The organism is Pseudoxanthomonas sp. LjRoot206, from assembly GCF_056175725.1.
Genome location: NZ_JBGFFI010000005.1, coordinates 274,529 through 287,129, shown reverse-complemented (window position 1 = coordinate 287,129; position 12,601 = coordinate 274,529). Strand labels below are relative to the sequence as shown.

The 12,601-nt window shown below is 66.7% G+C and carries 9 protein-coding genes and 1 tRNA gene; all 10 read left to right on the top strand.

Features of this window, described 5'->3' with window-relative positions; translation table 11 throughout:
• Window positions 1-2: 2 nt before the first annotated feature.
• The 10 genes from AC04MD_RS16770 (at window position 3) to pnp (ending at window position 12,482) form a co-directional block, all read left to right on the top strand.
• A complete protein-coding gene (locus AC04MD_RS16770) occupies window positions 3-1,514 on the top strand; it encodes an NADH-quinone oxidoreductase subunit M (protein WP_475498408.1) in 1,512 nt (503 codons plus the stop codon).
• A 9-nt stretch (window positions 1,515-1,523) separates the two neighbouring features.
• Window positions 1,524-2,987, top strand: coding sequence for an NADH-quinone oxidoreductase subunit NuoN (gene nuoN / locus AC04MD_RS16765; RefSeq protein WP_475498407.1), 1,464 nt, complete (start codon window positions 1,524-1,526; stop codon window positions 2,985-2,987).
• A gap of 128 nt (window positions 2,988-3,115) precedes the next feature.
• Window positions 3,116-3,192 (top strand) — tRNA-Met (locus AC04MD_RS16760).
• Window positions 3,193-3,357: 165 nt separating this feature from the next.
• Window positions 3,358-3,972 (top strand): ribosome maturation factor RimP, encoded by a 615-nt coding sequence (rimP, locus tag AC04MD_RS16755; RefSeq protein WP_475498406.1) that lies wholly within the window; start codon window positions 3,358-3,360, stop codon window positions 3,970-3,972.
• Between the two features lie 3 nt (window positions 3,973-3,975).
• Entirely contained in the window at window positions 3,976-5,487 is a 1,512-nt protein-coding gene (gene nusA / locus AC04MD_RS16750; protein ID WP_475498405.1) for a transcription termination factor NusA, read from the top strand.
• 107 nt (window positions 5,488-5,594) lie between these two features.
• On the top strand, window positions 5,595-8,243 hold the full coding sequence (gene infB, locus AC04MD_RS16745; protein WP_475498404.1) for a translation initiation factor IF-2: 2,649 nt from the start codon (window positions 5,595-5,597) through the stop codon (window positions 8,241-8,243).
• A gap of 2 nt (window positions 8,244-8,245) precedes the next feature.
• Window positions 8,246-8,614, top strand: a complete 369-nt coding sequence (gene rbfA, locus AC04MD_RS16740; protein WP_475498403.1) for a 30S ribosome-binding factor RbfA — start codon at window positions 8,246-8,248, stop codon at window positions 8,612-8,614.
• Window positions 8,615-8,824: 210 nt separating this feature from the next.
• Complete coding sequence (gene truB, locus AC04MD_RS16735; RefSeq protein ID WP_475498402.1) at window positions 8,825-9,778, top strand: tRNA pseudouridine(55) synthase TruB; 954 nt, start codon at window positions 8,825-8,827, stop codon at window positions 9,776-9,778.
• A gap of 150 nt (window positions 9,779-9,928) precedes the next feature.
• Window positions 9,929-10,189, top strand: a complete 261-nt coding sequence (gene rpsO, locus AC04MD_RS16730; RefSeq protein ID WP_475498401.1) for a 30S ribosomal protein S15 — start codon at window positions 9,929-9,931, stop codon at window positions 10,187-10,189.
• 184 nt (window positions 10,190-10,373) lie between these two features.
• On the top strand, window positions 10,374-12,482 hold the full coding sequence (gene pnp / locus AC04MD_RS16725) for a polyribonucleotide nucleotidyltransferase (protein ID WP_475498400.1): 2,109 nt from the start codon (window positions 10,374-10,376) through the stop codon (window positions 12,480-12,482).
• Window positions 12,483-12,601: the final 119 nt, after the last annotated feature.

Here is a 12,601-nt window from a genome sequence, read left to right as displayed (position 1 = left end):
ACGTGTCGAACTGGCCCCTGCTAAGTGTTCTGATCTGGCTGCCCATCCTGGGTGGTGCGCTGGTGCTCGCCGTGGGCAACGCCCGCGCGGACGCGGCCCGCTGGCTGGGCCTGGTGGTCGCGGTGCTGACCTTCGCCGTCAGCATCGGCCTGCTGACCGGCTTCGACTACGCGAACCCGGGCCTGCAGTTCGTCGAGAGCCACGCCTGGATCCCGAGCTTCGACATCCATTACAACGTGGGTGCCGACGGCATCGCGGTGGCGCTGCTGTTGCTCAATACGCTGATCACCGTGCTGACGCTGGCCGGTGCGTGGGGCTCGGTCAACAAGCGCGTGGCCCAGTACGTGGCGGCGTTCCTGATTCTCGAAGGCCTGACCAACGGCATCTTCGCGGCCAGCGACGCGATTCTGTTCTACGTGTTCTTCGAAGCGATGCTGATCCCGATGTTCCTGATCATCGGCGTCTGGGGCGGTCCACGCCGCATCTACGCATCGCTGAAATTCTTCCTGTATACGTTCCTGGGCTCCGTACTGATGCTGGTCGGCCTGGTGTACCTGTATATCAAGGGCGGCAGCTTCCAGCTCGCCGACCTGTACACGCTGCCACTGAATGCCAAGGAACAGACGTGGCTGTTCTTCGCGTTCCTGATCGCGTTCGCGGTCAAGATCCCCATGTTCCCGGTGCATACCTGGCTGCCCGACGCGCACGTCGAGGCACCGACGGCCGGTTCGGTGATCCTGGCGGCGATCGCACTGAAGATCGGTGGCTACGGCCTGTTGCGCTTCAGCTTGCCGATCGTGCCGGACGCGGGCCATGAGTGGGCCATGTTCGTCATCGTGCTGTCGCTGATCGCCGTGGTCTACGTGGGCCTGGTGGCGCTGGTGCAGGACGACATGAAGAAGCTGATCGCTTATTCGTCGGTCTCGCACATGGGGTTTGTCACCCTTGGCATCTTCATCGCCTTCAGCCTGGTGCGCGACTACGGCAACCTGGACGCCGCACGCCTCGGCCTGCAGGGCGCGATGGTGCAGATGATCAGCCACGGCTTCATCTCCGGCGCGATGTTCACCTGCGTCGGCGTGCTGTACGACCGCATGCACACCCGCATGATCAAGGACTACGGCGGCGTCATCAACACGATGCCGTGGTTCGGTGCGTTCTTCATCCTGTTCGGCATGGCCAACTCCGGCCTGCCGGGTACCAGTGGTTTCGTCGGCGAGTTCATGGTCATCCTGGCCAGCTTCCAGCAGCATCCGTTGATCGCCTTCTTCGCCGCCGCCACGCTGGTGATCGGCGCGGCCTACACGCTGTGGCTGGTCAAGCGCGTGATCCTCGGTGACGTGGCTAATGCGCACGTGGCCGAGCTGCAGGATGTGTCCCTGCGCGAAGCGCTGGTGCTGGGTGGTTTCGCGGTCTGCGTGCTGGCGCTGGGTGTGTATCCGAAGCCGCTCACGGACCTGATGGAGCCGTCGATCGCGCAACTGGCGATGCAGCTCGCCAACAGCAAGCTGTAAGGAAGAACCATGACGACGCCGATGCCCATCTCCGCCGCCGACCTGCAGCCGCTGCTGCCCGAACTGACCCTGATCGGCGGCGCGTTCGCGCTGCTGATGCTGGACCTGTTCCTCGACAACTCGCGTCGCTTCATCACCCATGCCGTCGCGCTCATCGTCATGGCCGCCGTCGTGTGGATGCTGGCGACGGGCGTGGGCGGGCAGGGCAGCGTGTTCAGTGGCATGTTCGTGCGCGACACCCTGGCCGACGTCAGCAAGGTGGTGATCGTCGCGGTCAGCGCGCTGTCGCTGGTCTACGGCTGGCCCTACCTGCGCGAGCGCAACCTGTATCCGGGCGAGGCGCCGGTGCTGGTGATGTTCGCCACGGCCGGCATGATGATGATGGTGTCCGCTGGCAGCCTGGTGATGGTCTACCTGGGCCTGGAGCTGCTGGCGCTGTGTTCGTATGCCCTGGTGGCGCTGAACCGCGATGACGGCCTCGCGACCGAAGCGGCGATGAAGTACATCGTGCTCGGCTCGCTGGCCTCAGGCCTGCTGCTGTACGGCATGTCGCTGGTCTACGGCGCGACCGGTTCGCTGCACCTGCCCGCGATTTTCCAGGCCACGGGCGATGCGCTCGCCGGTGGCGGCGACCAGCGCATGCTGCTGCTCACCGGCGTGGTGTTCATGGTGGCCGGCGTGGCGTTCAAGCTGGGTGCGGCGCCGTTCCACATGTGGCTGCCTGACGTCTACCACGGCGCCCCGACGCCGGTGACGCTGTTCATCAGCGCGGCGCCGAAGCTGGCCGCGTTCGGCATGGCGTTCCGCCTGCTGCAGGACGGCGTGGGCCCGGCCGCGGCGCAGTGGCAGTGGTTGCTGGCCGGCCTGGCCGCCGCCTCGCTGGTGATCGGCAACGTCATCGCGATCGCCCAGACCAACCTCAAGCGCATGCTCGCCTATTCGACGGTGTCGCACGTCGGCTTCCTGCTGGTCGGCTTCGCTGGCGGCGGCGAGGTGGGCTATTCGGCCGCGCTGTTCTACGCGATCAGCTACGCCATCATGTCGGCGGCGGCGTTCGGCGCGATCATCGTGCTGTCGCGGCAGGGGTTCGAGGCCGACAGGATCGACGACTTCAAGGGCCTGAATACGCGCAATCCGTGGCAGGCGGGCCTGGTGCTGTGCGTGATGGCCTCGCTGGCCGGCGTGCCGCCGTTCCTGGGCTTCTGGGCCAAGCTGGTCGTGCTGGGCGCGGCGGTCAATGGCGGCTTCCTGTGGCTGGCCATCGTCGGCGTGCTGTGCGCCGTGATCGGTGCCTTCTACTACCTGCGCGTCATCAAGGTGATGTACTTCGATGAGCCGGTGGGCGAGGTTCCGCCGCCGCGCGCCGACCGCGTGGTGCCGATGGTGTTCGGCGTCAACGCATTGGCGCTGCTGGCGCTGGGCATCGCCTGGAACCCGATCATGGCGTGGTGCAAGCTCGCTTTCGCGGGCTGAGGGCTCGATCAGCCTCCGATGTTCCGCCGGCAGGGCACTGCCGGCACGCGCGATGAACGCGATGTTTCAACTTGGTGCATGACAAGGCTTGCAATGCACCGGCGTATTCATCATAATTTCGCTTCTGCTGCGGGGTGGAGCAGTCTGGCAGCTCGTCGGGCTCATAACCCGAAGGTCGCAGGTTCAAATCCTGCCCCCGCTACCATGTTTATCCGAGGTCGCCGATACCGGCGACCGACGAAAAGCCTGGGCACGCAACGACGCATGTTCCCGTCGTTGCACCGACATCCAGCGTATCGGACAAGGGGCCCATCGGGCCCCTTGTTTGTTTCAGCGACACGCAGATCCACGAACCATCGGCAGCGAATCCGTGAGCGACAAGGCCAACGACATCGCCAACCTGCTGGCACCCACCGTCCAGGCTCTGGGCGTGGAACTGCTCGGCATCGAATACCTGCCGGCGCCCGGCGGCGCTACGGTGCGCTTGTATATCGACGTGCAGGAAGCCGAGCGCGCCACGCGCCACGTCAACATCGAGGACTGCGAAGCGGTCAGCCGCGAAGTGTCGGCGCAGCTCGACGTCGAGGACCCGATCACCGGCAATTACACGCTGGAAGTCTCCTCGCCGGGCGTGGACCGTCCGTTGTTCCGGCTGGAACACTACGCACGCTTCGTCGGCGAGTCGGCGAAGGTCGTGCTGAAGCTGCCGCAGGACCGTCGTCGTCGCCTGCAGGGCACGATCAGCCGGATCGAAGGCGATAGCATCGTCTTCACCGTGGACGACGCCGAGATGACGGTGGCGTTCGACAACATCGACAAGGGACGATTGGTCCCCGACTGGGCCGCACTGGGCCTGGCACCCGAGAAACCCGGTGGTGGCCGCAAGGCCGGCGCCAAGAAGGCAGCGGACGCCAAGCGTGCGCCTGCCAAACAAGCCAAGAAAAAACCCAACCAACCGGCGGCCCGCAAGCCGCGCGCGGAGTGATCAATGAGTAAGGAACTGTTGCTGGTCGTGGACGCGGTGGCCAACGAGAAGGGCGTGCCGCGCGAAGTCATCTTCGATGCCATCGAGGCCGCCCTGGCGTCCGCCGCCAAGAAGCGCTACCTGGACCAGGACGTGCAGGTGCGCGTCACCATCGACCACAAGGACGGCAGCTACGAGACGTTCCGCCGCTGGGAAGTGGTGGCCGATGACGTGGTGATGGAATCGCCCGACCGCCAGATCCGCCTGATGGACGCCGAGGACGAGGCCGAAGGCGCTGAAGTGGGCGACTGGATCGAAGAGAAGATCGAGAACCCCGATTTCGGCCGCATCGCCGCGCAGGCCGCCAAGCAGGTCATCGTGCAGCGCGTCCGCGAGGCCGAGCGCGCGCAGGTGGTCGACGCCTGGAAGGACCGCGTGGGCGAGCTGGTCACCGGCGTGGTCAAGCGTGCCGAGCGCGGCAACATCTACGTGGACCTGGGCGGCAACGCCGAGGCCTTCATCCCGAAGGACAAGGGCATCCCGCGCGACGTGCTGCGCGCCGGCGACCGCGTCCGCGGCTACCTGTTCGACGTGCGCTACGAACCGCGCGGGCCGCAGCTGTTCATCAGCCGCGCCGCTCCGGAATTCATGATCGAGCTGTTCAAGCTGGAAGTGCCGGAAGTGGGCCAGGGCCTGGTCGAGATCAAGGCCTGCGCACGCGATCCGGGCGACCGCGCCAAGATCGCCGTGCTGGCGCACGACACCCGCACCGATCCCATCGGCGCCTGCATCGGCATGCGCGGTTCGCGCGTGCAGGCCGTGAGCAACGAGCTCAACGGCGAGCGCGTCGACATCGTGCTGTGGAACGACAACCCGGCCACCTTCGTCATCAACGCGATGGCGCCGGCGGAAGTGCAGTCGATCATCGTCGATGAAGAGAAGCACTCGATGGACCTGGCCGTGGCGGAAGACCGCCTGGCGCAGGCGATCGGCAAGGGCGGCCAGAACGTGCGCCTGGCCAGCCGCCTGACCGGCTGGCAGCTCAACGTCATGACCGCCGACCAGGTGCAGGCCAAGAGCGAGGCCGAGCAGGCCGTCGCCCGCCAGCTGTTCATGGACAAGCTGGAAGTGGACGAGGAAATCGCCGCCATCCTGGTCGCCGAAGGCTTCAGCACCGTCGAGGAAATCGCCTATGTCCCGGTCGGCGAACTGCTGGCCGTCGAGGGCTTCGACGAGGACATCGTCGAGGAACTGCGTTCGCGTGCCCGCGATGCCCTGCTGAACGAGGCGCTGGCCGAGGAAGAAGGCCTGGAAGGCGACCACCCGGCCGATGACCTGCTGGCGCTGGAAGGCATGGACGAGGAGACCGCGTTCGCGCTGGCCTCGCACGGTGTCCGCACCAGCGAGGACCTCTCCGACCTGGCCGCCGACGAAGTGGTCGAGTTCGGCATCGAGGGTCTGGACGAGGGTCGCGCCGCGGCGCTGATCCTGGCCGCCCGCGCCGAGGAGATCGCTCGTCTGGAACGTGGCGCATGAGCCGTCCATGAACACCGCCCTGGTGTCCGCAGGGCTTAGAATTCCCCCTTTCCAACAGGGTTGCCCCTCCACCGCCGGGGGGGCGAAACACAAAACCTAGGATCCGAATGTCGCAGCAAACCACCATCCGCAAGCTCGCTGAACTGGTCAATACGCCGGTCGAGAAACTCCTGGAGCAACTGGCCGAGGCCGGCATGAGCTTCAGTGGTCCCGACCAGGTCGTGACCAGCATGGAAAAAGTGAAGCTGCTCGGCTTCCTCAAGCGCTCGCACGGCAAGAGCGATGCCGCCGTGGATGAGGCTGCGCCCAAGAAGATCACGCTGAACCGCCGCAAGGTGCAGGAAGTCACCGTCGCGGCCGGCCGCAGCAAGACCACGGTCAACGTGGAAGTGCGCCAGAAGCGCACCTACACGAAGCCGACCGACGCCGAATCCGTCAGCACCAACTGGCAGAACGAAGCCGATCCGGAACGCGCCGAGATCCTGCGCAAGCTGGAGGAATCCCGCCAGCGCAACCTCGATGAACAGCAACGCCTGGCGCAGGAAGACGCCAAGCGCGCCGAAGAGCTCGAGCGTCGCCGCCAGGAAGAAGCCGCGGCCCGTGCCGAAGCCGAAGCCGCGCGTGCGCAGGCCGATGCCGAAGCCGCCGCGCTGGCGGCGGGTGCCGTCGCCGTGGATGGCGACGAGACCGCGCGTCCGGCCAAGCCGGCCACGCAGGGCCACCACGTGCCCAAGCTGGTCGTGCGCAAGGATCCGCCGCGGACCGACGATCGCAACAACGCCGCGGCCGCCAAACACAAGACCCGCGGCTCGCACGCGATGGTCGCCGGCGTCGAGGACGACGACAACACCAGCCGCTTCGCCGGCCAGCTGCACCTGTCCGCGGCCGATCGCGCCCGTCGTGGCGCGTCGCGTGGCAAGCCGAAGCCGCCGCGCCGCCATGAGCAGAGCCGCGGTGGCGGCGGTGCGCACGGCTTCGAACGCCCGACCGCGCCGATCGTGCGCGAGGTGGCGATCGGCGAGACCATCACCGTGGCCGACCTGGCGCAGAAGCTCGCGCTGAAGGGCGGCGACGTGGTGAAGGCGCTGTTCAAGATGGGCGTGATGGCCACCATCACCCAGACCATCGACCACGACACCGCCGCGCTGATCACCGAAGAGCTCGGCCACAAGGCCGTGCGCGCCGACGCCAACGACGTCGAGAACGAACTGCTGGCGCACTCGGAAGAGCAGCAGGGCGACAAGGTCGCGCGTCCGCCCGTGGTCACCATCATGGGCCATGTCGACCACGGCAAGACCTCGCTGCTGGACTACATCCGCCGCACCAAGATCGCCAGCGGCGAAGCCGGCGGCATCACCCAGCACATCGGCGCGTACCACGTGGAAACGCCGAAGGGCGTCATCAGCTTCCTCGACACCCCGGGCCACGCCGCGTTCACCGCGATGCGCGCCCGCGGCGCCAAGCTGACCGACATCGTGGTGCTGGTCGTGGCCGCGGACGACGGCGTCATGCCGCAGACCCGCGAGGCCATCCAGCACGCCAAGGCGGCCAAGGTGCCGCTGATCGTGGCGGTGAACAAGATCGACAAGTCCGACGCCGACCCGCTGCGCGTGAAGAACGAGCTGCTGGCCGAGGAAGTGGTCGCCGAAGATTTCGGCGGCGACACCCAGATGGTCGAGATCTCGGCCAAGACGGGCCAGGGCGTGGACAACCTGCTGGACGCCATCTCCATCCAGGCCGAACTGCTGGAACTGAAGGCCGTGGAAGACGGCCGCGCCAGCGGCGTGGTCATCGAATCCTCGCTGGACAAGGGCCGTGGCCCGGTCGCGACGGTGCTGGTGCAGCAGGGTACGCTGAAGAAGGGCGACTACCTGGTCTGCGGCATCCAGTACGGCCGCGTGCGTGCGCTGTTCGACGAGACCGGCGCGCAGCCGCCGTCGGCAGGTCCGTCCATCCCCGTACAGGTCCTGGGCCTGTCCGGCGTGCCCGAAGCGGGCGACGACTTCGTCGTGGTCGCCGACGAGCGCCTGGCCAAGGACGTGGCGCAGCAGCGCGACACCAAGCGCCGCGAATCGCGCCTGGTGCAGTCCGCCGGCAGCCGCATGGAAGACATCATGGCGCAGCTGGGCAAGGGCGAAGGCCAGCTCAGCCTCAACCTGATCATCAAGGCCGACGTGCAGGGTTCGGTGGAAGCGCTGCGTCATTCGCTGACCGCGCTGTCCAACGAATCGATCCGCATCAACATCATCAGCTCCGGCGTGGGCGGCATCACCGAGTCCGACGCCAACTCCGCGGTCACCTCCAAGGCGACCATGATCGGCTTCAACGTGCGTGCCGACGCCTCTGCGCGTCGCATCATCGAAGCCAACGGCGTGGACCTGCGCTACTTCTCGATCATCTACGACGTGATCGACCAGGTGAAGCAGGTGGCCTCCGGCCTGCTGGGCGTGGAAATCCGCGAAGAGATCATCGGTATCGCCGAAGTGCGCGACGTGTTCCGCAGCTCCAAGTTCGGCGCGGTCGCGGGCTGCATGGTGGTCGAGGGTACGGTCAAGCGGAACAAGCCGATCCGCGTGCTGCGCGCCAGCACCGTGGTGTTCGAGGGCGAGCTGGAATCGCTGCGCCGCTTCAAGGAGAACGTCGACGAAGTGCGCAACGGCACCGAGTGCGGCATCGGCGTGAAGGCCTACAACGACGTCCAGCCGGGCGACCAGATCGAGTGCTTCGAGCGCATCGAAGTCCAGCGCACGCTCTGATCATGCCGACCAAGTCGTTCCATCGCACCGACCGCGTTTCCGCCCAGCTCCGTCGCGAGCTGGGCACGTTGGTGCACGAGGCCGTGCGCGAGCACGGCCTGCCGTCGGTCAGCGTGTCCGATGTCGAAGTCACCCGCGACATGGCGCATGCCAAGGTGTTCGTCACCGCATTGATGCAGGAGCGTTCGGCCGAGGCGGTGAAGGGCCTGAAGGAACTGGCCTGGGGCCTGCGCATGGAGCTGGCGCGCCGCGTGAAGATGCGCCACGTGCCCGAACTGCATTTCCATTACGACGACTCCGTCGACCGCGGCGAACGCATCGAGAACCTGCTGCGCGACCTGCCGCCGCCCCCGGCCGACGAAGAACCCTAGGATCCGTAAGCGGGCGGTGCCCGGCCTGCGTATGGTCGAGCCCGCCGCCTTTACGTGACGTCGGACGGTCCACGCCGCCGGTGTTCGTGCCCAACGTGCGGGCGGCTGTTGTGGGAGCGCGCCATGCGCGCGATGCTCCTGCTCTGTCCACCCATGCGAAGAGCATCGCGGGCATGGCCCGCTCCTACAGTAAGGAATGCGACTCTCCCGATGTCGTCGCCGAAGTTCAAATTCCGCCCACTCGACGGCCTGCTGTTGCTGGACAAGCCGCAGGGCATGAGCTCTAACGGTGCCCTGCAGGTCGCGCGGCGGCTGTTCCGCGCGGAGAAGGGCGGCCATACCGGCAGCCTCGATCCGCTGGCCACCGGGCTGCTGCCGCTGTGTTTCGGCGAGGCCACCAAGATCGCCGGCCTGCTGCTGGGTTCGCGCAAGGCCTACGACACGGTCGCGGTGCTCGGCACCACCACCGATACCGACGACGCCGACGGCGCGCCGCTGCGCGAGCGCTCGGTGCCGCCGCTGGACGCCGCCACCGTCGAGGCGGCGCTCGCGCCGCTGACCGGCCGCATCCGCCAGCGGGCGCCGATCTATTCGGCCCTGAAGCAGGGCGGGGAGCCGCTCTACACCAAGGCCCGCCGGGGCGACGTCATCGAGGCACCCGAGCGCGACGTCGAGGTTCACGGCATCGAGATCCTGGAGATCGCCCCCGGCCGCCTGTCGCTGCGGGTGGAATGCGGGTCCGGCACCTATGTGCGCAGCCTGGTCCGCGATCTTGGCGAAGCGCTGGGATGCGGGGCACATGTGGGGGCGCTGCGGCGTCTCTGGGTCGATCCGTTCAGGCAATCCCCCATGTACACGCTGGAGGCACTGCAGGCGATCGCTGAACAGGGTGGCGAAAGCGCGCTCGACGCCTGCCTGCTGCCGGTCGAGGCCGGGCTTGCCGGATTCTCCCGTGTCGACGTCGATACCACCGGTGGGCGCCGCCTGGCGCAGGGGCAACGGCTGCGCGGACACCCGCCCAGCGACGGTCCGGTGGCGATCCATGGCCCCGACAACCGTGTCCTGGGGCTGGGGACGGTCGATGCCGAAGGCACGCTGTCGCCGCAGCGGTTGTTCGCATGGGCGGTCGCCGGCACCGCCAGCAAGGCCGGGCAGGATCAATAAAACCTTGTTTCACAAGGCCCCCGGGGCTACACTACGCCGCCGGTTTTCACCGGTGATTTACATTCCCCAGCTTCATCAACGGCGAGCCAGGCGGTGCGCGCGGAGGACAGCCCGCGTTCCTGCAGGCCACGCATCCAACAGAGAGAAACCATGTCCGTCGACACCCAGAAAGTCATTGCCGACAACGCCCGTGGCACCAACGACACCGGCTCCCCCGAAGTGCAGGTCGCCCTGCTGACCGCCCGCATCGAGCACCTGAGCGGCCACTTCAAGACCCACAAGAAGGATCACCACAGCCGTCGTGGTCTGCTGCAGCTGGTCAACCGCCGTCGCAGCCTGCTTGATTACCTCAAGAAGAAAGACAACGAGCGCTACAAGACCCTGATCGAAAAGCTCGGTCTGCGTCGCTGATATACCCCCGACCGCGGCGCAGAGATGCGCCGCGGTTTGCATTTCAGGGAACGGAATGCGCTGCATCCGCTGGCCGCACCGGGCCCGCCCCACACAGCATCACCGGCCGGACGCATCCGGCCAGCCGCACGCGACAAGGGTCGCGTGAGGTCCAACCCGCACAAGGCATCCCAAGGAAACCCCCGTGGCAAAAATCACCAAAACCTTCCAGTACGGCAAGCACCAGGTCACCCTGGAAACCGGCGAAGTCGCCCGCCAGGCCGGCGGCGCCGTCGTCGTCAAGTTCGACGACACCGTGCTGCTGGTCACCGCCGTGGCGGCGAAGTCGGCCCGTGAAGGCCAGGACTTCTTCCCGCTGACGGTCGACTACCAGGAGAAGTTCTACGCCGGTGGCCGTATCCCCGGCGGCTTCTTCAAGCGCGAAGGCCGCGCGACCGAGAAGGAGACGCTGATCTCCCGCCTGATCGATCGTCCGCTGCGCCCGCTGTTCCCGGAAGAATTCCGCAATGAAGTGCAGGTCATCGCCACGGTGATGTCGCTGAACCCGGACATCGACGGCGACATCCCGGCGCTGATCGGCGCCTCCGCCGCCGTCGCCCTGACCGGCGCGCCGTTCAACGGCCCGATCGGTGCCGCCAAGGTCGGCTACATCAACGGCGAATATGTGTTGAACCCGACCGTCAGCGAACTGAAGGACTCCAAGCTGGAGCTCGTGGTCGCCGGTACCGCCAACGCCGTGCTGATGGTCGAATCCGAAGCCGCCGAGCTGTCGGAAGACGTGATGCTGGGCGCCGTGATGTTCGGTCACCGCGAGATGCAGAAGGTCATCGCCGTGATCAACGAACTGGTCGCCGAAGCCGGCAAGCCGAAGTGGGACTGGCAGCCGCCGGCCAAGAACGAAGGCCTGATCGCCGCGCTGCGCACCGCCGTGGGCGACAGCCTCGCCGGCGCCTTCCAGGTGCGCGACAAGATCGAGCGTCGCGACACCATCTCCAGCCTCAAGAAAGCCATCCTCAACACGCTGGCGCCGCAGGCCGAAACCAACGCCTGGAGCACCGGCGAGCTGTCGAAGGAATTCAGCGAGCAGGAATACCAGACCATGCGCGCCTCGGTCCTGAAGACCAAGGTCCGCATCGACGGCCGTGCGCTGGACCAGGTGCGCCCGATCTCCTCCAAGGTCAGCGTGCTGCCGCGCGTGCACGGCTCCTCGCTGTTCACCCGTGGCGAGACGCAGGCGATCGTCGCCGTCACCCTCGGCACCGCCCGCGACGGCCAGGTGATCGACGCCGTCGGCGGCGAGTGGAAGGACCACTTCCTGTTCCACTACAACTTCCCCCCGTTCTCGGTGGGCGAAGCCGGCCGCATGATGGGCCCGAAGCGTCGCGAAATCGGCCACGGCCGCCTCGCCAAGCGCGGCGTGCTCGCCGTGATGCCGACGATGGAGGAATTCCCGTACACGATCCGCGTGGTCTCGGAAATCACCGAGTCGAACGGTTCGTCCTCGATGGCCTCGGTCTGCGGCAGCTCGCTGGCGCTGATGGATGCCGGCGTGCCGATCAAGGCGCCGGTCGCGGGCATCGCGATGGGCCTGGTGAAGGAAGGCGACGACTTCGTCGTGCTGAGCGACATCCTGGGTGACGAAGACCACCTGGGCGACATGGACTTCAAGGTGGCCGGTACCGCCAACGGCGTGTCCGCGCTGCAGATGGACATCAAGATCGAAGGCATCACCGAAGAGATCATGAAGCAGGCGCTGACGCAGGCGAAGGCCGGCCGACTGCATATCCTGGGCGAAATGGCCCATGCGATGACCGCACCGCGCCAGGAGCTGAGCGAGTTCGCGCCGCGCCTGATCACCATCAAGATCCACCCCGACAAGATCCGCGAAGTGATCGGCAAGGGCGGTTCGGTGATCCAGGCGATCACCAAGGAAACCGGCACGCAGATCGACATCCAGGACGACGGCACCATCACCATCGCCTCGGTGAACGGCGCCGCCGGCCAGGCTGCCAAGGCCCGCATCGAGCAGATCACGTCCGACGTCGAGCCGGGCCGCATCTACGAGGGCAAGGTCGCCAAGATCATGGACTTCGGCGCGTTCGTCACCATCCTGCCGGGCAAGGACGGCCTGGTGCACGTGTCGCAGATCTCCAACGACCGCGTCGAGAAGGTCAGCGACGCGCTGAAGGAAGGCGACGTGGTCAAGGTCAAGGTGCTGGAAGTCGACAAGCAGGGCCGCATCCGCCTGTCGATCAAGGCCGTGGAAGAAGGCGAGGGCGTGTCGGCCGAGTAAGCCGCACGACATCGCAACGCGATACGGAAAAGCGGGCTTCGGCCCGCTTTTTCTTTGCGCGTCCTGTCGGGAGTCCGCCAGCACGCAGGACACATCGTCCCCGGTGCTGCGACGTCCTG

Coding starts and splice junctions, on each gene's coding strand:
- truB (WP_475498402.1), top strand. CDS start 8,825: ATGTCGTCGCCGAAGTTCAAATTCCGCCCACTCGACGGCCTGCTGTTG.
- rpsO (WP_475498401.1), top strand. CDS start 9,929: ATGTCCGTCGACACCCAGAAAGTCATTGCCGACAACGCCCGTGGCACC.
- nusA (WP_475498405.1), top strand. CDS start 3,976: ATGAGTAAGGAACTGTTGCTGGTCGTGGACGCGGTGGCCAACGAGAAG.
- rbfA (WP_475498403.1), top strand. CDS start 8,246: ATGCCGACCAAGTCGTTCCATCGCACCGACCGCGTTTCCGCCCAGCTC.
- nuoN (WP_475498407.1), top strand. CDS start 1,524: ATGACGACGCCGATGCCCATCTCCGCCGCCGACCTGCAGCCGCTGCTG.
- infB (WP_475498404.1), top strand. CDS start 5,595: ATGTCGCAGCAAACCACCATCCGCAAGCTCGCTGAACTGGTCAATACG.